This is a genomic window from Acaryochloris sp. 'Moss Beach', assembly GCF_021497025.1.
In the GTDB taxonomy this organism is placed as follows: domain Bacteria; phylum Cyanobacteriota; class Cyanobacteriia; order Thermosynechococcales; family Thermosynechococcaceae; genus Acaryochloris; species Acaryochloris marina_A.
In genome coordinates, this window is record NZ_CP071717.1 from 3,792,431 (window position 1) to 3,813,164 (window position 20,734).

19 protein-coding genes and 1 tRNA gene are annotated in these 20,734 nt (G+C 48.8%); 7 read left to right on the forward strand and 13 right to left on the reverse strand.

Annotated elements, in window-relative coordinates; all coding sequences use genetic code 11:
- The first annotated feature begins 47 nt into the window (after nucleotides 1-47).
- Nucleotides 48-1,205 (forward strand): cysteine desulfurase family protein, encoded by a 1,158-nt coding sequence (locus HRE53_RS17915; protein WP_235107419.1) that lies wholly within the window; start codon nucleotides 48-50, stop codon nucleotides 1,203-1,205.
- 13 nt (nucleotides 1,206-1,218) lie between these two features.
- On the opposite strand, the gene HRE53_RS17920 is transcribed toward HRE53_RS17915, so the two are convergent.
- The 3 genes from HRE53_RS17920 to HRE53_RS17930 form a co-directional block, all read right to left on the reverse strand.
- Entirely contained in the window at nucleotides 1,219-1,371 is a 153-nt protein-coding gene (locus HRE53_RS17920) for a hypothetical protein (protein ID WP_235107420.1), read from the reverse strand.
- A gap of 132 nt (nucleotides 1,372-1,503) precedes the next feature.
- Nucleotides 1,504-2,013 (reverse strand): gamma-glutamylcyclotransferase family protein, encoded by a 510-nt coding sequence (locus HRE53_RS17925; RefSeq protein WP_235107421.1) that lies wholly within the window; start codon nucleotides 2,011-2,013, stop codon nucleotides 1,504-1,506.
- A complete protein-coding gene (locus tag HRE53_RS17930) occupies nucleotides 2,010-3,587 on the reverse strand; it encodes a histidine kinase N-terminal 7TM domain-containing protein (RefSeq protein WP_235107422.1) in 1,578 nt (525 codons plus the stop codon). Before HRE53_RS17930 ends, HRE53_RS17925 begins: the two co-directional genes overlap by 4 nt.
- Nucleotides 3,588-3,797: 210 nt before the next feature.
- Here HRE53_RS17930 and HRE53_RS17935 point away from each other — a divergent pair.
- Nucleotides 3,798-3,868 (forward strand) — tRNA-Gly (locus HRE53_RS17935).
- 104 nt (nucleotides 3,869-3,972) lie between these two features.
- On the opposite strand, the gene HRE53_RS17940 is transcribed toward HRE53_RS17935, so the two are convergent.
- The 7 genes from HRE53_RS17940 to HRE53_RS17965 all read right to left on the reverse strand — a co-directional run bounded on the left by HRE53_RS17940 (nucleotide 3,973) and on the right by HRE53_RS17965 (nucleotide 9,466).
- Nucleotides 3,973-4,500 carry a hypothetical protein gene (locus HRE53_RS17940; protein ID WP_235107423.1) on the reverse strand — a complete coding sequence of 176 codons (528 nt, stop codon included), beginning with the start codon at nucleotides 4,498-4,500 and terminating at the stop codon, nucleotides 3,973-3,975.
- Nucleotides 4,501-4,694: 194 nt separating this feature from the next.
- Nucleotides 4,695-5,117, reverse strand: a complete 423-nt coding sequence (locus HRE53_RS17945) for a hypothetical protein (RefSeq protein WP_235107424.1) — start codon at nucleotides 5,115-5,117, stop codon at nucleotides 4,695-4,697.
- Between the two features lie 128 nt (nucleotides 5,118-5,245).
- Nucleotides 5,246-5,371 carry a hypothetical protein gene (locus HRE53_RS34465; protein WP_255800740.1) on the reverse strand — a complete coding sequence of 42 codons (126 nt, stop codon included), beginning with the start codon at nucleotides 5,369-5,371 and terminating at the stop codon, nucleotides 5,246-5,248.
- A 495-nt stretch (nucleotides 5,372-5,866) separates the two neighbouring features.
- The gene (locus HRE53_RS17950) at nucleotides 5,867-6,388 is read right to left on the reverse strand and encodes a DUF2199 domain-containing protein (protein ID WP_235107425.1); all 522 of its coding nucleotides are present in this window, start codon (nucleotides 6,386-6,388) and stop codon (nucleotides 5,867-5,869) included.
- A 118-nt stretch (nucleotides 6,389-6,506) separates the two neighbouring features.
- Nucleotides 6,507-8,294 carry an aspartate--tRNA ligase gene (gene aspS / locus HRE53_RS17955; protein WP_235107426.1) on the reverse strand — a complete coding sequence of 596 codons (1,788 nt, stop codon included), beginning with the start codon at nucleotides 8,292-8,294 and terminating at the stop codon, nucleotides 6,507-6,509.
- Nucleotides 8,295-8,556: 262 nt separating this feature from the next.
- Entirely contained in the window at nucleotides 8,557-8,754 is a 198-nt protein-coding gene (locus tag HRE53_RS17960) for a hypothetical protein (protein WP_235107427.1), read from the reverse strand.
- A 55-nt stretch (nucleotides 8,755-8,809) separates the two neighbouring features.
- Nucleotides 8,810-9,466, reverse strand: a complete 657-nt coding sequence (locus HRE53_RS17965) for a DUF1361 domain-containing protein (protein ID WP_235107428.1) — start codon at nucleotides 9,464-9,466, stop codon at nucleotides 8,810-8,812.
- 103 nt (nucleotides 9,467-9,569) lie between these two features.
- Between HRE53_RS17965 and tsaB the strand changes: the two genes are divergently transcribed.
- Nucleotides 9,570-10,211, forward strand: coding sequence for a tRNA (adenosine(37)-N6)-threonylcarbamoyltransferase complex dimerization subunit type 1 TsaB (gene tsaB, locus HRE53_RS17970; protein ID WP_235107429.1), 642 nt, complete (start codon nucleotides 9,570-9,572; stop codon nucleotides 10,209-10,211).
- Between the two features lie 93 nt (nucleotides 10,212-10,304).
- On the opposite strand, the gene HRE53_RS17975 is transcribed toward tsaB, so the two are convergent.
- Together HRE53_RS17975 and psb27 are read right to left on the reverse strand one after the other, a co-directional pair.
- Nucleotides 10,305-10,469: a twin-arginine translocase TatA/TatE family subunit gene (locus tag HRE53_RS17975; protein WP_212664649.1), complete on the reverse strand. Its 165-nt coding sequence runs from the start codon at nucleotides 10,467-10,469 to the stop codon at nucleotides 10,305-10,307.
- 27 nt (nucleotides 10,470-10,496) lie between these two features.
- Nucleotides 10,497-10,907 carry a photosystem II protein Psb27 gene (gene psb27, locus HRE53_RS17980; protein ID WP_212664650.1) on the reverse strand — a complete coding sequence of 137 codons (411 nt, stop codon included), beginning with the start codon at nucleotides 10,905-10,907 and terminating at the stop codon, nucleotides 10,497-10,499.
- A 131-nt stretch (nucleotides 10,908-11,038) separates the two neighbouring features.
- Here psb27 and cbiD point away from each other — a divergent pair, with 131 nt between their 5' ends.
- The 3 genes from cbiD (at nucleotide 11,039) to HRE53_RS17995 (ending at nucleotide 14,359) form a co-directional block, all read left to right on the forward strand.
- Nucleotides 11,039-12,175 carry a cobalt-precorrin-5B (C(1))-methyltransferase CbiD gene (cbiD, locus tag HRE53_RS17985; RefSeq protein WP_235107430.1) on the forward strand — a complete coding sequence of 379 codons (1,137 nt, stop codon included), beginning with the start codon at nucleotides 11,039-11,041 and terminating at the stop codon, nucleotides 12,173-12,175.
- Nucleotides 12,176-12,335: 160 nt separating this feature from the next.
- Complete coding sequence (gene guaA, locus HRE53_RS17990) at nucleotides 12,336-13,961, forward strand: glutamine-hydrolyzing GMP synthase (protein ID WP_396133388.1); 1,626 nt, start codon at nucleotides 12,336-12,338, stop codon at nucleotides 13,959-13,961.
- 86 nt (nucleotides 13,962-14,047) lie between these two features.
- Nucleotides 14,048-14,359: a hypothetical protein gene (locus HRE53_RS17995; protein ID WP_212664652.1), complete on the forward strand. Its 312-nt coding sequence runs from the start codon at nucleotides 14,048-14,050 to the stop codon at nucleotides 14,357-14,359.
- Between the two features lie 30 nt (nucleotides 14,360-14,389).
- On the opposite strand, the gene HRE53_RS18000 is transcribed toward HRE53_RS17995, so the two are convergent.
- Nucleotides 14,390-16,594: an ATP-binding protein gene (locus HRE53_RS18000; protein WP_235107431.1), complete on the reverse strand. Its 2,205-nt coding sequence runs from the start codon at nucleotides 16,592-16,594 to the stop codon at nucleotides 14,390-14,392.
- 314 nt (nucleotides 16,595-16,908) lie between these two features.
- Here HRE53_RS18000 and cobN point away from each other — a divergent pair, with 314 nt between their 5' ends.
- Nucleotides 16,909-20,715 carry a cobaltochelatase subunit CobN gene (gene cobN / locus HRE53_RS18005; RefSeq protein ID WP_235107432.1) on the forward strand — a complete coding sequence of 1,269 codons (3,807 nt, stop codon included), beginning with the start codon at nucleotides 16,909-16,911 and terminating at the stop codon, nucleotides 20,713-20,715.
- The last annotated feature ends 19 nt before the right edge of the window (nucleotides 20,716-20,734 follow it).

The following is a 20,734-nucleotide window of genomic DNA, read 5'->3' on the forward strand; positions in this document are numbered from 1 at the left end:
CCCCCTGATCTAGAAGTATTGAAGTTGCCTGTCAAACGAACAGCCCCATGCAAATCTACTTAGATTACAGTGCAACCACTCCTTGCCACCCAGACGTGATTACTGCCATGGGCACAATCTGGGCAGAACAATGGGGAAATCCTTCTAGTTTGCATGAGTGGGGGCAGCGGTCTGCAACTGTTCTAGAACAAGCCCGCATGCAGGTCGCAGACTTGATTCATGCTCCCGCCGAGTCGATTATTTTTACTTCTGGTGGCACTGAAGCCAATAACTTAGCGTTAATGGGGATTGCTCGAACCTTTATCCAACCCCAGCATTTAATCATCTCCAGCATTGAGCATTCTGCGATTACTGAGCCTGCTCGCCTATTAGAGCAACAGGGATGGCAGATCACTCGTTTGCCCGTAGACGCCCAAGGTCATATCTCGCCAGACGCTCTTAAAAACTCAATTCAAAGCAATACTGTTTTGGTCTCAGTGATTTATGGTCAGAGCGAGATCGGTACTCTACAATCGATCCAAACTTTAGGCCAAATCGCTCGGGATCATGGAGTGCTCTTTCATACCGATGCGGTGCAGGTTGCGGGTCGCCTCCCCATTGATGCGCAAACCATGCCCGTTGATTTACTCTCCCTCTCTAGCCATAAACTCTATGGTCCCCAAGGAGCAGGCGCTTTATATGTGCGTCCTGGGACTCACCTGGTTCCCTTGTTAGCGGGGGGCGGACAAGAACAGGGGATGCGGTCGGGTACCCCTGCTGTGCCCATCCTTGCGGGGTTTGGTCTGGCAGCAGAAATTGCGGCTGAAGAAATGGAAACAGAGGGTTTGCGACTGATACGGATGCGCGATCGCATGTTCTCTCAACTCAGCAATTCTCCCTATCTACTGCCGACTGGAGACCTGAGCCAACGATTACCCCATCACGTCAGCTTTTGCCTCCACCCTCTCGCGGATATAACCGGAAAGACCTTAGTGAGGCAGATGAATTTGGCAGGCATTGCTATTAGCGCTGGGTCAGCTTGCCATAGTGGCAAGCTAGCACCCAGCCCCATTTTAAAAGCTATGGGATACTCGGATCAGCAAGCTCTATCTGGCATTCGCTTGACCTTAGGCAAGCAAACCACCCTCGAAGATATCGATTGGACCATTACAGCCTTAAATCAACTGCTGCACCGGTTGATGCCTCAGTCTGCTGCGATTGCTTAAGCAGCTTAGGATCTTAAGGCGATACGCTCACAGGTCGTTCTGACTGCATTAACTGCATTGCATTCAGTTGAGCATGGGCTAAGAAGCCTAAACTGACCATGGCGCTGATATACAGACCAATCGCGAAGCTTGTCTTGGAGCAGAGTCGGGAAGTGAAAGAATCCATGATGGTCTCTGAGTAAGCGAAGGAGAGATGATTCTGTGATATTCCCTAAGCATGCCAAGACCGAGGCTACTTTTGAAGCCTTTGCGATTAATCGTTATAAAACCAACGCCAGGATATGAATAAAGTTGAAGCTCACCTTAGCAGTGTCATGTGATGCTGGCGACGTTCAGCATCAGGATCTGAGATGGATGGGACAGCCTGAATTTGCTGTATATAGGCTGCTGGGATGCTCAATTCCAGGGCTCCTTGAACAACATATGCCTTATACCAATGAAACGGACTCAATGCATTATCCTTAAGCAAAGCCAGGTAGGTAAACGCTTCCAGATACCCCTTAGTAGTCAGAACACTTAGAGATTGACGCTCATAACCCACCCCCAAGCTTTCGGCCTGATCCAAGTGGGAAAGCTCCGATAAGTCCATCTGAAAAACCGCTCCCCAAACCATATCTGCAGATCGTCCGGTTGCTTCAATATTGCCTTTACCCGACTGATCCAAACCCACCTTGTTGAATTGGAGTTGATATCCGTGGAGCTGGCCCAAACGAACGAAACAAGCTGAAGGGACACGCTCTTGTAATCGGGACTGATATAAATTGGAGCCGTAGGCAAAGTAGTAGTCCTGATGATGTGAGCCCTTCACTTGGGCGACCCCATCGTTCCCTGAGTTTGATCCGTTAGAGAACGGCGGCCAGACTCACGGTCACGATAGTTTTCCTTTTCTTGATACATGGCTTGATCGGCACAATGCAGCAGTTCAGATAAGGTGCATCCATCCTGGGGATGACTAGCGACACCAATACTAGCTGTAATTTTAAGAGTCAAGTCCTCAAGTTTAAGGGGTTGTCGGAGCCGGAGTAAGAGCCGTTCGCGGGTGTTGCTGGCAGCACTGTGATTCGCCTTAAACAGCAAGGCAACAAACTCATCCCCGCCCAGGCGAGCAACGATATCTCCCTGGCGGACACAAGTTTTTAAGCACTTGGCCACATAAATCAGCACTGCATCGCCAATATGATGACCATAGGTATCATTGATGAGCTTGAAGTCATTTAAATCCACGTATAACAAGGCGACTGGCCACAGCCCTTTGCCGGCACTGCTAAGGGCCAATTGTCCCGAGATTTCTAATTGGCGGCGATTACAAAGCCCAGTAAGGCTATCAAAGTAAGCAAAATGCTTGAGTTGTGCCTGTTTTTGATGTTCGACGGTAACATCACGAATAATCACCAAAGATCCCACATGGTGGTGACCTGGACTTTGCAACGTCCGAATTTTGACTTCCTTTAATAGGGTTTGGGAAAATTGCAGCAGCTTAATGGTTTCTGTCACTTCTTGGGTCGGGGGAGTCGTCAGCAAATGCTGATAGGCTGGAAAACCGACATTAAACGGTTGCCCCAAAATATTGTCAAACAGACTTTCTTGATAAGCACTGGGATTCAAGTCAACAATATGATTTTGGGTGTCCAGAAAAATAACGGCATCTTCGGTATTCAAAAATACGGTGCGGTAGGAAATGGGCGAAACCTCAAACAGTTTGCCGCGGAACAGTCCCACAACCATGATCAAGCCACTGAGGGCAAAGCTAATCGGGGTCAGATCTAAGCCATTGAAATGTACCCCCGCCAACAAATACATCAGGCTAGAAAAGAAGGGAATGATCGAGGCCAACAGGAGCACCAAAATCTGTTGGCGATAAATTTGGGAGCTGGCAAAATAGGCATTGAGGAGTATGCCGACGCCTCCCAACAGCAGCAAATAGTTATAGGGCATCATCACATAGCTAAACCACCAGCCATGCTCAATCATGAGCTGGGGGGCAGGGGTGTGCCCTAATTCCACAGCAGCCCAAATCAGACCATGCCAGGGATCCGTAAACGCAAAGATCATGCTGAGCACGGGCACCACCATCATGCCTCTCACCTTCTTAGGGGTCAGACGAGAGTCATGATGGGTGTATTGCAGGGTAAAAACCAACCAAAAGACCGCAAAAAATGGAATACCTAGATATTGCAGTTTGCCAAAAACGATGCGGGGGGTGGCTTCAATACTGAGATATTCTAGAACCGCAAAAAAGCACCAGATGAAGAGGCTGAGCATACATCCAAAGAAGGATTTTGCGCCCGTCACAGACCGTCGTTGCCATACATAGATAGCAATACTGCCTGTAGCAAAAGCTGCGATCGCAGGTAGAAGCGCTAGGAGGTAGTAAATCAGCATGGTCGGTCTTGAATTAGCACCATCGTAGCCCTAATTCTGTTGCCCCCGCCAGAGTATAGGAGGCAAATTCTCTTTTTTCGGTGGCTTGTTTTTCTAAAAAAACTTTTTGCAGCGGGCTAAGACGCAAAATTCAGCCGAGAAGGTTGGATGGGCTTGCAGAAAGTTAGCCAATTTGTGTTAGCCTAAATTGTGCTGAATATCCAGCACCACGCGGGTGTAGTTTAGTGGTAAAACCTTAGCCTTCCAAGCTAATGATGGGGGTTCGATTCCCCCCACCCGCTTTACAAAAGCTTAGTGTATATTCCAGAGTTAAATGACTCTTTACCAGAATTGGTATCGCATAACGCCCTAATGAGCCGGACCAAGGCTACAATTGAACCTTTTGTTAGACCTTTCGTATGTCAGCATTTAGTCTGAACATGGCCTCATATTCTTCGACAAAGTTTTTATGCCCAGCTTTGCCGTAGATCTGGATAACGGAATCGCGAAAATCTCCCGGATTCTCACCGTATGTCACACCAAGAGTGACGTCATTAATGTCATGTTGAGCAATCACAGTCTTAAGTTGCTTAAGACATCCATTTCGCAACGCAAGATCATCGCCATTGTGCATTTCTAAGTATTTTTGTACCGCTGCATAGTCGTTGAAATTACCGTAGTGCCAACCATCATCAGGGGCCCACTTCATCCAGATTCGTATCGCTTCTGCGTCAGATAGAGCTTGTACCCCGCGATAGCGGTACCCCAATTCAATGTATTTCTCAATCGTTTTCGCCAATGCCAAAGAAGTCGCTACTGCATAACCAAGGTAGTTGCACTGTTGTCCCTGAATGAGCGAAAAAGCGTACGGTTCCTCACAACGGTACGTGAGGTTAGTTTTGCGTAGCTCATCAACGATTAGTGAAGCAATCATTGCGGGGTGGGGCATAACGGATTGGCATTAGAGGTGCGAGAAATACTAAAAAGTGCCGACCAGTAGAGTGTTTTGACCGACTGTTTGCATGCCTTGGTTAGACAACTAAATAGAGCCTATATTTAAGATTGCCCAATCTCAAAACAGGCACTCACAGGAGTATTACAAAGGTAACACCAGTGAATCTCAATGACTTATTTTGTATTTTGATAGGTTAGAAAATCAATAGCTGATTGTCGTGCATCCTCGTCAGCCAAAGGATTATCAAAAGATGCTTTAAGCACTTGCAACCATTTGTCTCTGTCGCTGCTGTTTACAGCACTGTTAACCAATCTGTTTACCATCCAGAGTGTAATAACAGTGGGCTTTTTCGAAATAGATTCCAGTAATAATTCATGATAATCGTTACTTCCTTCAATGAAATGTACAAATGGGCCTGGGCTACCCACATCGTAAGCAGAGAACTTTTCAAACCAGGAAAATAGATGAGGAAGTATTGCCCTTGGGTTATGAAGTATTTCTATGCGATTACAAATTTCATACATTTTTTGTATATCAGCCTCACCGTACTCAAAGCTGATTTGAGAAATCTCACTAAGGATCTCAGAAATACTCATATGACTCTACAGAAAGTTCATAAGTATATCTTCACTAAGATTTGAGGCGGCATAACAGACCTGTGTAACTTGGCGGCGATGTTATGCGTTGATTGCAGAATGCGATGATTGCGGCGCTGAATGCCCAATCAAGGAAGTTGATCAGGGGACTGCACATTCGTATCAACATCACCAAATTGGTTAATCACATCGTCTGGGATGTGGCTTTGCATCACGGGTGCTGAACGTAGCGTTTCACCACCGGATGACATCATAGCAAGTTTCAACTCGGTGATCAGTCTCCGAATGCCAATCGGCGATAATTGACGTCGTATAGCGGTCGATCAATCACGATTTCCGTTACGGCTCCATCGCTGCAGTTTACAAATACATGGTCGCCTATTGTTGTGTGACCTTCATTATCGAGCGGCATTGGCAATTCATTTGAGCCGTTAGAGATATCGCAATCGGAAAACTGATGTGTTTCAAGAATTCGCAGAACGGATTGCGTTTGAACGCTACCGAGTTCGCCATTGCGAAACGGGATGAAGATGAAACTGTGGCTCATCAGTGATGCTCATACTGGGACTAGACGCATAACTATGGTGATACATCAGGTGTCGTATCACCTGCCAATTGTCAAATAACATCCTCTTTCAAGGGATTAGCAGTCAAGTTCCAAAAATACACCTTATCTAGATAGCTATACGATACGTTGGCCATTAATATCTCCCTCTATTCACAATGAAGTGAGAGTATGATCGCGAGTATCATTGTTCAAATCGTCCATGCAGGAACCACTCCACAATTTCTTGCACACGTCTTGGTGTTATCCCATCCTTATGTTCACAAACCAAAGGGTGATCCAAAGTTTGTAATTCAATAAGTGGACGGATTCCGGCTCGTTGCGTGTGAACCGTTGCCACCAATTCGAGGCAGGATGGATAGAGAGGAATGTCAGTTGATAACCAGCCTGGGTAGGGTCGTTCGGTCTCGCGACCCACAACACCGAACAAATCCTGCGAACGCATAAAGTCAGTTTTGCTTATTGAAACCCAGACGCCCCAGATAAACGGATCAGGATGATCATGTATCGGAATTTCAAGTGAGCCGTAGATGAAAAAATCTCTATCATCAATGACACACAAGTCGTTACTAAGCCAACAACGTTCACTACGTTCTGATTCTGGCACCATCTGATAATACGTCGGGCACTTGGTTGGCAGACATCTAGCAAGCCCTTCATGGAACTCACCACAGCTTTGGCATGTAAAACCATCAAGAGTAGTCATACAAAGATTTTTGTTAGACAACTATGGACATACATCAGCCAGACGTAGAACACCCTATATGGAAATATCAGATATTCCTTGATGCCGCTCCCCTATAAATAAAGGGAAAGAATAGGAGCTATTTGTTAGGCTCAGCCGTAGATTTGATTTGCAGTTCCTTAAGCTGTTTCTGATCCACACTTGAAGGCGCTTGAGTAAGTAAACAGCGAGCTTGTTGGGTTTTGGGGAAAGCAATCGTATCACGAATGGACTCTTCACCACTGAGGAGCATCGCTAGACGATCAATGCCAAAGGCAATACCGCCATGGGGAGGAGCGCCAAAGTTAAAGGCATTGAGCAAAAACCCAAATTTATCCTGAGCTTCTTCCTCTGATAAGCCAATGGCATCAAACACTCGCCGTTGCAAGTCAGCTTGATAAATCCTCAGGCTACCTCCGCCAATTTCTAGGCCGTTATAAACCAAGTCATAGGCCTGGGCACGGGCCGTTTTGAGATCAGCTTCATCTTCAGAATAAGGAGCCGTAAAAGGATGGTGGAGGGCTTCCAGACGTTTTTCGCCAGCGTTCCACTCAAACATGGGGAACTCAGTAATCCACAATAAATCGATTTGGTCCGGATCAATCAACTTCATTTCCGCACCCAACGCCAGGCGTACCCGAGAGAGTGAAGCATTGACGATCTCTGTTGGACCGGCTCCGAATAGGAGTAAGTGGCCAGCTTTGGCCCCCGTGCGTTCTAATAATTCTGCCGTTTGCTCTGGTGATAGGTTGTCTTTAATGGCCCCAATCGTTTCAATAGCCCCATCTTCTTTGACACGGATATAGGCCAAACCTTTGGCACCCCCCGCACAAGCTTCCGAGAATAAGTCACCACCAGGCTTGATACGGACGTTGGAAATATTGGTGTTGCCATTGGGGATGGGCAAGACTTTGACTTGTCCACCTTTTTTAATAGCTCCCGAAAATACCTTAAATCCCGAGTCTTTGAGTAAGTCAGAGACATTCACTAACTCCAGACCAAATCGGGTGTCAGGACGATCCGTGCCGTAGCGTTCCATTGCTTCGGCATAGGTCATCTGCGGGAAGGTCTTGGGCAAGTCGACATTTTTGATGGTTTTGAAGACATGCCCCATTAAGTCTTCGTTGAGCTGAATGATTTCAGCTTGGGACATGAAGCTCATCTCCATGTCCAGTTGTGTAAATTCTGGTTGGCGATCGGCTCGCAAGTCCTCATCCCGGAAACAGCGGGCGATTTGGTAATAACGGTCGAATCCAGACACCATCAGCAGTTGCTTGAAAATCTGGGGCGACTGAGGCAGGGCAAACCATTCTCCTGGATTGGCCCGACTGGGCACCAAATAGTCGCGTGCACCTTCAGGCGTGGAGCGAGTTAAGACGGGAGTTTCAATATCAACAAAGCCTTGCTGATCTTCTAAGTAGCGACGAATGGATTGAATTAAGCGATGCCGCATCATGATGTTTTGATGCATGCGATCGCGTCGCAAATCCAAATACCGATACTTGAGTCGCAGCTCCTCTTTTACAGATTCCACATCAGCAGTCGAGACCTGAAACGGCAACTGTTGATGCACCGCATTCAGCAGCTCAATTTGATCAGCATAGATCTCAACGTCTCCCGTGGGAAGGCGAGGATTGAGGGAATCATCCGGACGACGACTCACCTCACCGTGAATCCGAACCACATACTCATTTCGGAGGGCATCGGCTTGGGGATAGGCTGCAGGGGTTCGTTCTGGGTCACTGACAATTTGGATCAGACCGGTGCGATCGCGCACGTCCAAAAAAATTACGCCCCCATGATCGCGACGGCGGTCTACCCAACCACAGAGGGTAACCCGTTCACCCACATGATCATTTCGTAATTCACTGCAATAGTGGGTTCGCATACCTGATTGATCCAGCTCCCTCTTAAAACAACAAGATTCCCCAACTGAGGGGGAAATTATCATTGCACGTTGGCAAACTCACATATTATCGCAGCTATTAACCTTGGATGTAGATCTAGGATGCAATCAATATCCACATCCATCAAGAGGGCCAGTGATCTTTAGATAAGCGGGATGCTAATAGTCCCAACTGGATTTATTTCAAGCGCTAGGCCAATCCAGATTGAAACCATTGAAAGTGGTGGAAGGAGACTATTCCCTATTAATCGCTATCTGGACTCTCGTCGGATGGAATCGGAGCCCGTTCCACTAATCCCATTGTGAAGGCTTCATCTGGTAGCTCACTGACCTTGTAGCGTCCCGGTTGAAACATCCGACTTGGCGTTAGACAAAGCTGTTTCAGAATCACAATCTCATTTTGCAAAAATGCATCACGAGACAACCGACGTTCTAAGGGCATTACTGATTCTCCACATGGGGTTCATGCCCCTATTCTGGCATGCCCCAACCAGGGTTCAGTACAGATCTTGATCAGAAACTAGACCTTGGCTAGCCTTGCGGACATGCTGAAACCTCAGCACCAGGCCCAAGGTAATTTGCTTCATAATCCAATAGAACAGAATCAGCACCAACACAGTAATCAAAACAACGACAAAAGGAAACTTTGACGTTAGTTCATTCATACTGACCAGCAGGACGTTTTTGGGATTGGTGATCAGATCCCAGCTATTAAAGCGGATAAACCGCCCCAGATAAATACCAATCGCACAGAGAATATGCACCAGGATCTCAGCCCACTTCGCAAACTGGCCTGCTCCCTGTTTTTGGAGGTAATGTCCCTGATTAATCAAAGAGATCACATAAGCTTCAAACCCTGCCAAAATCGCAAACGTATGGAGCGGAATAAAAAATAAGGTGACAATCCAGATGGAATCTGTGCTTCGAGCCGCACCCACTAAGTGAATAATGTCTGTCAGGAGATAGGGCGCATTTGGTAAAAAGGCAATAAATGAGACTAACGCAATCCACCAAACCAGGGTTCGCGATTGATGGGGCCACCGAAACAGCCAAAAGCTCAACGTCATGGGAATAAAGGCCAGAAAGAGATTCCAGACAATCCAACCGCTATATCCGTTAAATTCTCCTAAATATTCGCCTAGAATGCGTTCCATAGTCCTATCGTGATTGTCCTGTCTACTGCTGACTGCAAGGTTGTGCAACCATCATCCCCTGCCTTACTAGAATGAGAAGGTGATCGTTATCACGAAGTTCCATATGTATGCTCTTGGCCTCGATACGACTAGCTCAGCCCTAACTTTAGGGATCTCCAACTTTGACCAAATCAACCGTTACCAAACCTGGGATTTAGGCCGAGATATCTCTATCTACCTTCATCAATATTTAGAGGCCTTTCTAGCGCCCCTCTCCTGGTCTGAGTTGGAATGGCTGGTGGTTGCTCAAGGCCCAGGTAGCTTTACCGGCACCCGCATTGGCGTGGTGACGGCCCGCACCTTAGCCCAACAATTACACATTCCGCTTTACGGGATTTCCACTCTCACGGCTCAAGCTTATGCCTATGCTTGTAGCTTATCAAAGGTAAATGAGGGGGAGCTGATAGCGGTGGAATATCCGGGCCAGCGTGGATCCGTCTATGGCAGCCTGTTTACTTGGGATGCATCCAATCAGACGTTATCAACCTATAAACCGCTCCAGTACATCGATCTAAAAGGATGGCAACAACTCTTATCCACCGAAGAGATTCACCACCACCTTTCCCCTGACACTGTAGAGCCAAAGGGCATTTGCCAAGCCATGATTGCCTTAGCCCATCAACAATGGCAGGCTGGGCAGCAACCCACCTGGCAAGACATTCTGCCCTACTATGGCTCCCTAGCCGCGAGTCCACCTTCATGCTAGTTGAATCATGACAAAGCTCAATCCCCCCCTCCTCTCGGGTAGAGAAAAGGGGGGGATTGGATTAAACACAGAAAGAATTATTGTTGCGCTGATCTAGTCTTCGGTGGGATCTTCTTCTGAGTCGCCCTGTAATTCGTCTTTAAAACCCCTCAGGGACTTGCCTAAGGATGCTCCCAGTTCAGGCAACTTCTTGGGACCAAACAGGATGACTGCCGCTAAAGCAATGAGTCCGACTTCTAACCAACCTAGACCAAACATGCGTAGATTCCTTCCAAGAAGTAAGTGTTAAGCAGCGGATTCACGTTTGAGGGCAATCTTAGCTTGTTTAAACTCTTGCTCCAAACGATCCTTTAGTTTCTGAGGTAAAGGACGGTTGGGATAGGAGTTGTAGTGTCCAGCTAAACCGTTCAATGCCGTTGCCATTGTCATAAAGGACGCAGACCCTGCTAACTGGGGCTTACGACGATATCGAGACACATATTCACTGATGAGAGCGCCTGCGTCTGCTTGGTTGTCTGCTTTATTGGGATCATCATCAGGCAAGGTAATCGCACTACTGAGGTTATCAATAACGTAGATGGTGTCTTGCTGGTAGTCACCCGATAGGAGGGTCTCCGGAGAGAGAAGCGAGCAACCAGTTAAGAACATCGAGGCTACAAGCATTAAGCTGAGTAGACGGGAGACAAAGCGCTTCATAATGATTATGGAATCTCGTATAACAAAATAATGACGTGGGATCTTGATTGACTCCGGCCTGTCAAAAGTCCACAGTTTTAAAGGATAAAACATTACTGTTCTGAATGCTCTGACAAATGGAGCATTTCTTCATGACAACTCCTCCCCCCCGTTCTGGCTATACTTTACCCGTCTTTGCTTGCGCTGCTGCGATCGCAGCTTTGCATCACCTCTACGACTCCACCTCGCGATCCCAGGTAACCCTGGACTTAGTCAATCCTCAGCAATCCGTAGAGATCCCCATTGAACAGGTCTCAAGATTAGGACCTGATCAAGCCCTAGCCATTACCCGTAGCGATCCCGGCGACAATTTAGATTTAACTCGATATACCCCGATTTGGGCCCTGGTGGAATGGGCCCCATCGGACCAAGCTGAATCGATTGTTCTCATCGGGGGAGAAGGCATTGGCATTAACCAAAACCAAGGCGATCAAGCGGCCATTTACAGCTATGCCCAACAGCTCCTGCACAGAAACTTAGGACAACATCTGCAGCCGGGGGATCGAATTCGGGTCACCCTCATCCTGCCCGAGGGACGGGCCTTAGCTAAACGCACCTCAAATGAAGCATTTGGGGTGGTTGAAGGATTGTCTCTTTTGGGAACGTCAGGTATCTCTCAGCCCTTGAGTGCCCCCCAGCAGCTGGAGCAATTTCGGATCGAGCTCCAACAGAAAGCGATGGATCAGAACAGTCTGGTGTTTTGTGTGGGTGAGAATGGCCTAGATATTGCCCGCACCTTAGGAATTCCTCCTGAAGTCCAGATCAAAACTGCTAACTGGTTGGGACCACTGTTAGTGGAAGCTGGGCTGCAAGGCGTCTCTTCTGTTCTATTACTGGGGTATCACGGCAAGCTGCTAAAGCTGGCGGGAGGGATTTTTCAGACTCACCACCATTTGGCCGATGCTCGCTTGGAGATTCTGACGGCCCATGCCGCCAATTTAGGACTCCCCTCTCCCCAAATTCAATCCTTATTTTCTAGTCCCACCGCCGAGGCAGCGCTGCAATTCTTAATGAACTTAGATCATCAAACCCAGAGTCGTTGGGTAGAGGCAGTCTATGGGGCGATTACGCAGGGAATCGATGTGCGATCGCAAACCTACATCCATACCCATTGTGATCGTACCGTCCAGGTGGGTTCTGCACTCTTTAACCGTAGCCGCCAACTGTTTGCGGTCAGTGCTTTCGGTACCTCTTTACTGAAGCGTTTTGTCAGCAACCCCCCAGATTGACTTAAACTTGTAAGAATATTTATACCTATTTTTTAATAGCCTCCACATATACTCTTCCATCGCTAGTTATCCATACTTCGGGTTCTAGGGTTTTCTAATTTTTTTGGTTTAACTGTTCTATCCAAACCCTGCCCCCTCATCATTCAAAGGGATATCTTCCGTGCCTTCTCAGACCCAGCAACCTCTTTCTGCTCATCCCGAGGACTCCACCTTTGCCCAGACCCCCGTCGATCGGCAAATGATTGTCATTCTTGATTTTGGCTCCCAGTACTCTGAACTGATCGCTCGTCGCATTCGAGAGACTCAAGTCTACTCAGAAGTATTGTCTTATCGCACATCCATTGAGCAGTTGCAACAGCTTAATCCCAAGGGCATTATCCTGTCTGGTGGTCCTAATTCTGTCTATGCCCAGCATGCCCCTGCTTGTGATCCTGAGATTTGGAACCTGGGTATTCCCGTTTTAGGGGTTTGCTATGGCATGCAGCTGATGGTGCAACAGCTCGGTGGCCAGGTAGAAGCCTCCGATGCAGCCGAATATGGAAAAGCCTCCCTGGTTATTGATGACCCCACGGACTTGCTGACCAACGTCGACGATCAAACCATCATGTGGATGAGTCATGGAGATTCCGTGACTGCTCTACCGGAAGGGTTTAAGGTCCTAGCTCACACCACCAACACCCCCCAAGCTGCCGTTGCCAACCATGACCGCCAGCTCTACGGTGTGCAGTTCCATCCAGAGGTGGTGCACTCTCAAGGGGGACAGGCCCTCATTTGTAACTTTGTCTATCACATTTGTGAATGTGAACCGACTTGGACCACAGAAGCCTTTGTGGAAGAAGCCATTCGCGAAGTTCGGGCCAAAGTTGGGGATAAGAAAGTATTACTTGCCCTCTCCGGTGGCGTCGACTCTTCAACCCTAGCCTTTCTTCTCCATAAGGCAATTGGCGATAATTTAACCTGCATGTTTATTGACCAAGGGTTTATGCGCAAGCTTGAACCTGAACGGCTAGTGAAGCTATTCCGCGATCAATTTCATATCCCTGTGGAATATGTGATGGCTCGCGAACGGTTTTTAGAACGGCTCAATGACATCACCGATCCTGAGGTAAAACGCAAACGGATTGGCCACGAATTCATCCAAGTCTTTGAAGAAGAATCAAGGCGTCTAGGACCCTTCGACTATCTGGCCCAGGGCACCCTCTATCCTGATGTGATTGAATCTGCAGATACCAATGTAGACCCAGCTACAGGCGAACGAGTGGCCGTCAAAATTAAGAGTCATCACAACGTCGGTGGGCTACCGAAAGATCTGCGATTTAAGTTGGTCGAGCCTCTGCGGAAGCTATTTAAAGACGAAGTTCGTAAGGTAGGCCGCTCCCTGGGGTTACCGGAAGAGATTGTCAATCGCCATCCGTTTCCTGGCCCCGGCTTAGCCATTCGAATTATTGGGGAAGTCACAGCAGAGCGTCTCAATATTCTCCGGGATGCTGATTTAATTGTGCGCCAAGAAGTCAATCGGTCTGGAAACTATAGTGAATTTTGGCAAGCCTTTGCGGTTTTATTGCCCGTCCGTAGCGTCGGGGTAATGGGGGATCAGCGCACCTATGCCTACCCAGTCGTGCTGCGGTTTGTCTCCAGTGAAGATGGCATGACCGCAGACTGGTCTCGTGCCCCCTACGAACTCCTAGAAACGATTTCCAACCGCATTGTCAATGAGGTGAAGGGTGTGAATCGAGTCGCCTACGATATCACCTCCAAACCCCCTGGCACCATCGAATGGGAATAGAGAATCTAGCTATTTTTACTGTGTTTCGTCAAGCCTGTCCACAAGGGCCGATAATAGTGCTATTCAGTACAATGACACGTTAGAACATGGCTAGTGGTGAAACCACAACTCAATCGAGTGATTCCTTAGACGAGATACAACGCATCGTTTATGCGCAGGCCCAGCAATCCGAAGGAGATTCTGCTGAGTTACTACAGTTGCTGCGCTTGCTAGAAGCGATGCATCAACGCATTAGGGAAGACTTATTTATCAAGACCTTACCCACCAATCGACAAGCGCTACATAAGTTGCTCCGGGAAATAGAAGCCAAGGGAGGATGGCCTTATATTCCTCGGATGCGCTTAAAATCCCTGATGGCAAATCTTTATGCGGAGGAAGCGACTCAAGACCTGGAGTAGTGAGTTGTTATGGCTTCTCTACTAGAGCAACTAAAGCACGGATGCTGACTTCAATAAAACGTTCACTTTGCGCAATAGATCCTCTGGTTGCAGAGACTTAAGTAAATAAGCATCTGCACCCAGACTCAAATACCGCTGATGATCTTTGGAAATCCCTTCCTGGGTCAGGACGATGATTTTGGTCTTATCCGTGCCAGGCAGCTCCCTCAAGCGACGAATTAAACTCAGACAGCCTTGAGCTGGTAACTGGGCATCCACAATGACGGCAATCGGCTGTAACAAGCGGATTTGGTCAATGGCAGCTGAGGCTTCAACCATCCAAATCACCTGATAGTTCGCTGCCGTCAACATATCGCACAGCAGCGTCGCATCCTCTTCATGGCCTTCTATCAGCACAATGCGTCCTGCTGATAAGGGTTGGGAAGAGGCTTCTTGCTGAAATAATGCCGATTGATTCGGTAACTGCACCGTAAAGATCGACCCTTGCCCCTCCTCTGAACTCACATCAATCCAGCCTTGATGCAGGGTCACACATTGCTGGGCTAAGGCCAGTCCCAATCCAGCCCCTTCATAGGTGCGATGATAGGACGCATCTAACTGCTGAAACTTTTCAAACAGATGAGGAAGCTGACTGGGAGAAATACCAATGCCCGTGTCTTCTACCTGAAACACAACGGTATTGGTTTCTACCCATACGCGCAACTTCACCTTCCCCCCCATCGGCGTAAATTTAATGGCGTTATCAATCAGACTGATCAGGATCTGCTGGACTCGACGCAAGTCAGCAATAAATCGATCCCGCTCTGGGGGAATCTTCAAATTAGCTTTGAGCTGCACTTGATGGGCATCCGCCTTATCTCGCATGACTTGCAAGAGCTGTTGAATCAGGGTGGTGAGGGAAAAATCACTGATGTTGAGAGTGGCTTTACCTGATTGCACATGGGAGAAGTCAAGGATGTCATTGATCAGCTCCAGCAGATGTTCACCGCTGTCATGAATCGTTTGCAAGCAACTCCGTTGTTTATCCGTCAATGGCCCTAAAGACCAGCGCAGCAGGGTGGCTGACATCCCAATTACACAGGTTAGCGGCGTGCGTAACTCATGGTTCATGGTCGCCAGGAAGTCAGTTTTGGCCTGATTGGAAGATTGGGCTGCGAGCAGTGCGGCCTGGAGTTCTTGGGTGCGGTGTTCCACCTGCTCGTCTAAGGTTTTCTTATGTTGCTGAACTTGATCATGCAAAGCAGCCTGATGGATGGCAATCGATATATGGGCAGCAATGCGCTTGAGTAAATCTTGTTCCTGAGCATGCCATTGCCGAGGCTGCAGACATTGGTGAGCAATGCACAATCCCCAGAGTCCAGATTTGACCAAGATCGGGGTAACTAACAATGCTCTGACTTGAATAGAGTCTAGAACAGTAGCTAAGCTCTCAGAGACAGCATCATTTTGCAGAACATCATGTATCGCTAAGGTATAACCCTGCTGATATTTGAGCAAAGACTCAGGGGAAGCAATACCCCATAGCTGTTCCTGATCAGACAACACGGAGCGTAGCTCAGAAGAGGCCAAGGCTTCATGGATAACTGAGCCTGATTGAGCAGGAACCTGTTGATGAGGCTCTGTACCGGAGAGGTCAGTCGGTGGCAGTTGATAAATTAGGAGGCGATCTGCCTGGAGAAGATGACGGGTCTCTCTCACCACCATTGCCAAGAGAGGCGATAATTCTACACCTTGGCTCAGTTGAGAGATGATTTGGTGGCAGAGGCGTTCCTGAATGGCGGGTTGATGGAGGGTAACCTCATGGGATAAGGGAACTGCATCAGACCTAGGGCCTGGAGACATCGCCGCGAGGGAAAGCAGCGTAAATTGTCCCTGAAGTTTGGCATCATTATTTTTGCGAGACTGACGCTCTATCACTTCAGTAATACGCTGTTGGAGCGGGGTATCTACTGGACAACGCTGGTAGAGGCGCTGCAGGAATGTCGTAATGGCTAGGGGTTCAAAGGTCAGTTTGAGTTGAGTCTCCCCCGCTTCATAGACCAAGGCACTAAAGCTCTTTGAGGTGAGAACAGTAAACCGTTGGGTCTCCGGAACAAGCACTCCGACATCAATACTGGTGAGGAGTTTGGCAACACCAGGAATGGACCGCACCATATCGACTAGAGACGAGCCCAGTTGCGGATAGACGTGCTGCGGCAATGTATGCTCAAATATTTCGGGTGCTGAAACAGGCATTATCCAGTCTCCTGCACTTGTATCCAGCTTCCCCCAGAGAAGCCTGATGGCTCTTCAAATCAGTGGATACCTTTTCTATGACATGAACGACTTAAAGCGGCTATCGACATTCACCAACCTAAATCTACCGAGTAGAGATAAGATCATGACGGTTTAATGCCATGACTAATCTGTTTCTATCGTGAACTAGCCTAGATTGAGGAAGTTCAACTGATTTCTTTAAGGCTTTCAATTATTCGCAATATTTGCGTAGAGTCCTTCGTCATCAAGTTTACGAATCAGAGTCAAAGTTCATTGATGGAAGGAGAAACGTTATGCATCGTCTGGCCGCAATGCCTGGGGGGTGGGAGGCAGGTTCAACGGATGGGGTCATCTTTGTTGAGCAAACCCCAGCGCCCATTGTGGTGCTCACTGCAGCGGATACGGATATTCAGGTGTTGGCCCAGGCTCAAGCTCGATTACCCGATCAAGCTCCTGCTATTCGGGTCGCCAACTTATTGCAGCTCCAACAGCAGCTCAGTATCGATCACTATGTGGAGTCGGTTTTAAGCCAGGCCAAGGTGATCATTGTCCGACTGCTGGGAGGACGAGCTTATTGGTCCTATGGGTTGGAACGGGTTAAAGAAACCGTCGCGGAAACGGGTGCCCATCTATACGTCTTACCGGGAGACGATCGCCCCGATCCTGATTTGATCAGCCACTCAAATGTTGGCCTATCAGCCGTCCATCAGCTTTGGCAATACTTCACGGAAGGGGGAATTGATAATTGTGGCCAAGGATTACAGTTTATTGCCCGTCATCATTTCGACTTAGGACTGGACCCCTTACCCCCTCAACCTGTCCCCCGAATTGGTCTTTTCCCGATCCGTCTGCCCGCACCATGTCTTGAGTCTCAGCCTCGGGTGGGCCTGCTCTTTTATCGGGCCCACTATTTAGCCGGTAACGTGGATGCGATCGCATCCCTATCCCAAGCCTTAACCCAGCACAATCTCACCCCTGTTCCGATTTTTGTCCAATCCCTCCAGGATCCAGCCGTGCAGGCCGAACTGGTGGAATTGCTCAACCCACCCGATCGACCCGGTATTAGTCTCCTGCTGAATACCACTAGCTTTTCCCTGGCTAAACTGGCCGCAGAAACCCTGAATTTAGAATTGTGGGAACAGTTGGATGTTCCTGTCCTCCAGGTGATTTGCAGCGGGGGAACCGTCGAGCGCTGGCAAACGCAACTCCAGGGCTTAGCCCCTCGGGATATGGCCATGAACGTAGCCTTGCCAGAAGTAGATGGCCGGATTATCAGTCGGGCTGTCTCCTTTAAGGCAGTCCAGACCTACAACTCCCAACTTGAAACCGATGTGGTCAGCTATCAGCCGGTAGAGGATCGGATCCAATTTGTGGCAGCATTGGCGGCAAACTGGGTGAAGCTGAGGCACTGTGATCCATCTGACCGACACATTGCCTTAATTTTGGCCAATTATCCCACCCGAGATGGTCGCCTTGCCAATGGCGTAGGATTGGATACCCCCGCCAGCTGTATTGCTATTTTGGCAGCCCTACAGACGGCTGGCTATACCTTAGAAGGACTCCCGACTGACGGCGATCAGCTGATTGAGTGGCTCACCACTGGGGTGACCAATGATCCAGAAGGCTGGCCCCTGCGGGAGGTCTATCAACAGCTTTCCTTGGCAGATTATGAAGCAGTATTCACTCAACTTCCTTTAGCGGTGCAGCAACAGATGTGCGATCGCTGGGGGGCTCCCAGCCAAGCTGCCTCCGGTGAATTCTTTGCCATTGCTGGCATCCAGCTCAACAACGTGTTTATCGGCATCCAGCCCGCCCGAGGCTACGATCTCGATCCGAGCTTGAACTACCATGCCCCAGATTTAGAACCCACCCATGGGTATTTAGCCTTCTATATCTGGTTGCGACAGCAATTCCAAACCCATGCTGTGATTCATGTCGGCAAGCATGGCAACTTGGAATGGCTACCGGGTAAAAGCATTGCCTTGTCCAATACCTGCTATCCCGAAATTGCCCTCGGTCCCTTGCCTCATCTCTATCCCTTTATCGTTAATGATCCGGGCGAAGGGGCCCAGGCCAAACGTCGAGGCCAGGCCGTCATTCTGGATCACCTGACGCCACCCCTCACCCGTGCCGAACTGTATGGGCCATTGCAAAAGCTGGAAGCCTTAATTGATGAGTATTACGACGCCCAGAGTTTAGATCCAAGACGGCTGCCCATCATCCGCGATCGCATTCTGGCTCTCGTTCAAACTGAACAGTTAGATCAAGATCTGGGAATTGCTCTCTCTCAAGATGACCCCACTGAATTAGAAGCCTTACTCACCCAAGCCGATGGCTATCTATGTGAGTTGAAAGAAGCGCAAATTCGCGATGGCCTCCATATTTTTGGGTCTTGCCCAGAGCAGACTCAGTTACGGGATTTAGTGGTGTCATTAGCCCGTCAACCCAGTCCTCATCATCAGGGCCTCACCCGCACTTTGGCCCAGGCTTGGCAGCTAGTATTGGATCCCTTAACTGCCGATCCAGCCCAACCCCTCACCCCTGACCAAAAAAGCGTTTTGGGCAAAAAATCAGATTCGCTACACATAATCGGAGATGCGATCGCACTTTTAGAAACTGAAGCAGCAGCATTAGTCGAACAGCTTCTAACCCCAGCCCCCGTTGACCTCTCCCAACATGCCGAGGAGCTACAAGCAGAGCTGACATGGATTCGCGAGAGTCTACTGCCCCGGCTTTACCAAACTGATCAGGAAATTACCCATCTTCTGCGCGGACTAGATGGACGATATGTTCCCAGCGGAGCGTCCGGTGCACCGACTCGGGGACGCCCGGATGTTTTACCCACTGGGCGCAACTTCTACTCCGTCGATATTCGGGCCTTACCCACAGAAAGTGCCTGGGATGTAGGCCGGAAAGCTGCTGAAGTTTTAGTAGAGCGCTACACCCAAGATCACGGTGAGTATCCCCGCACCCTCGGACTATCCATGTGGGGCACCGCTACGATGCGGACAGGTGGAGATGACTTAGCCCAAGCCCTGGCCCTATTAGGTGTACAGCCTGTTTGGGAAGGACTATCACGGCGGGTGATCGATTTTGAAGTGCTGCCCCTCTCCCTTCTGGGCCGTCCGCGGGTGGATGTCACCTTACGGATTTCAGGGTTCTTTCGGGATGCTTTTCCCAATTTGATTGATTTATTCGATCGAGCAGTGAATGCCGTAGCTAACTTGGATGAACCTGATTACGACAATCCCCTGATCTCCCAAGTGCAGCGAGAGCAGCAATATTGGCTGGATGAAGGGATGAGTGCTGAGGTAGCAGACGTGCGATCTCGCTACCGAATCTTTGGGTCTAAACCCGGTGCATATGGAGCTGGATTACAGGGTCTGATCGAATCCCAAAACTGGACTGACGACCAGGACTTGGCTCGGGCCTATATGAACTGGAGCAGCTATGCCTATACGGCTCAATCCTCCAGCTCATCTGCCGATGCCTCTGAGCAATTTGCCCCGGAAGCCTTTAGCCAACGTCTCAGCCAAATGCAGATCGTTCTCCACAACCAAGATAATCGCGAGCATGATTTGCTGGATTCTGATGACTATTATCAGTTTCAGGGGGGCTTAGCGACAGCCGTGAGGGCCGTCCAAGGGCAAAACCCAGAACTCTACTTTGGTGACCATGCAGTTCCTAGCAATCCTAAAGTTCGAAAACTCCAGGAAGAGATTGCTCGGGTTTATCGGTCGCGGGTGATCAATCCCAAATGGATTGCTGGGGTGATGCGCCACGGTTATAAAGGCGCATTTGAAATGACGGCAACGGTGGATTACCTCTTTGCCTACGATGCCACTACCCATTGTGTGGCCGACCATATGTATCAAGGGGTGGCGACGTCCTACCTATTTAATCCCCAAGTGCAAGAATTTATTCAAGATAAAAATCCCTGGGCTTTGCGAGATATGGCAGAGCGCCTGCTGGAAGCCCATCAACGAGGGCTTTGGCAGCAGGCGGAGCAGGAGACAATATCGGAGTTGCGATCCCTAGTCAACCAAGCGGAAGGCGTCATCGAGAACAAGTCATTGCCCCAGAATTATCCTTCCTCTTAGTACCGCCCAGGAAGACTTA

Bases quoted from the DNA above. Each gene is read 5' to 3' on its own strand.
- HRE53_RS18000 (WP_235107431.1), bottom strand. From the start codon at position 16,594: ATGCCTGTTTCAGCACCCGAAATATTTGAGCATACATTGCCGCAGCAC.
- HRE53_RS34465 (WP_255800740.1), bottom strand. From the start codon at position 5,371: ATGATGTCATCCGGTGGTGAAACGCTACGTTCAGCACCCGTGATGCAA.
- HRE53_RS17915 (WP_235107419.1), top strand. From the start codon at position 48: ATGCAAATCTACTTAGATTACAGTGCAACCACTCCTTGCCACCCAGAC.
- HRE53_RS17995 (WP_212664652.1), top strand. From the start codon at position 14,048: ATGGCTAGTGGTGAAACCACAACTCAATCGAGTGATTCCTTAGACGAG.
- tsaB (WP_235107429.1), top strand. From the start codon at position 9,570: ATGTATGCTCTTGGCCTCGATACGACTAGCTCAGCCCTAACTTTAGGG.
- HRE53_RS17960 (WP_235107427.1), bottom strand. From the start codon at position 8,754: ATGCCCTTAGAACGTCGGTTGTCTCGTGATGCATTTTTGCAAAATGAG.
- HRE53_RS17940 (WP_235107423.1), bottom strand. From the start codon at position 4,500: ATGATTGCTTCACTAATCGTTGATGAGCTACGCAAAACTAACCTCACG.
- aspS (WP_235107426.1), bottom strand. From the start codon at position 8,294: ATGCGAACCCACTATTGCAGTGAATTACGAAATGATCATGTGGGTGAA.
- HRE53_RS17930 (WP_235107422.1), bottom strand. From the start codon at position 3,587: ATGCTGATTTACTACCTCCTAGCGCTTCTACCTGCGATCGCAGCTTTT.
- psb27 (WP_212664650.1), bottom strand. From the start codon at position 10,907: ATGAAGCGCTTTGTCTCCCGTCTACTCAGCTTAATGCTTGTAGCCTCG.
- HRE53_RS17950 (WP_235107425.1), bottom strand. From the start codon at position 6,388: ATGACTACTCTTGATGGTTTTACATGCCAAAGCTGTGGTGAGTTCCAT.
- HRE53_RS17965 (WP_235107428.1), bottom strand. From the start codon at position 9,466: ATGGAACGCATTCTAGGCGAATATTTAGGAGAATTTAACGGATATAGC.
- cbiD (WP_235107430.1), top strand. From the start codon at position 11,039: ATGACAACTCCTCCCCCCCGTTCTGGCTATACTTTACCCGTCTTTGCT.
- HRE53_RS17945 (WP_235107424.1), bottom strand. From the start codon at position 5,117: ATGAGTATTTCTGAGATCCTTAGTGAGATTTCTCAAATCAGCTTTGAG.
- HRE53_RS17920 (WP_235107420.1), bottom strand. From the start codon at position 1,371: ATGGATTCTTTCACTTCCCGACTCTGCTCCAAGACAAGCTTCGCGATT.
- cobN (WP_235107432.1), top strand. From the start codon at position 16,909: ATGCATCGTCTGGCCGCAATGCCTGGGGGGTGGGAGGCAGGTTCAACG.
- HRE53_RS17975 (WP_212664649.1), bottom strand. From the start codon at position 10,469: ATGTTTGGTCTAGGTTGGTTAGAAGTCGGACTCATTGCTTTAGCGGCA.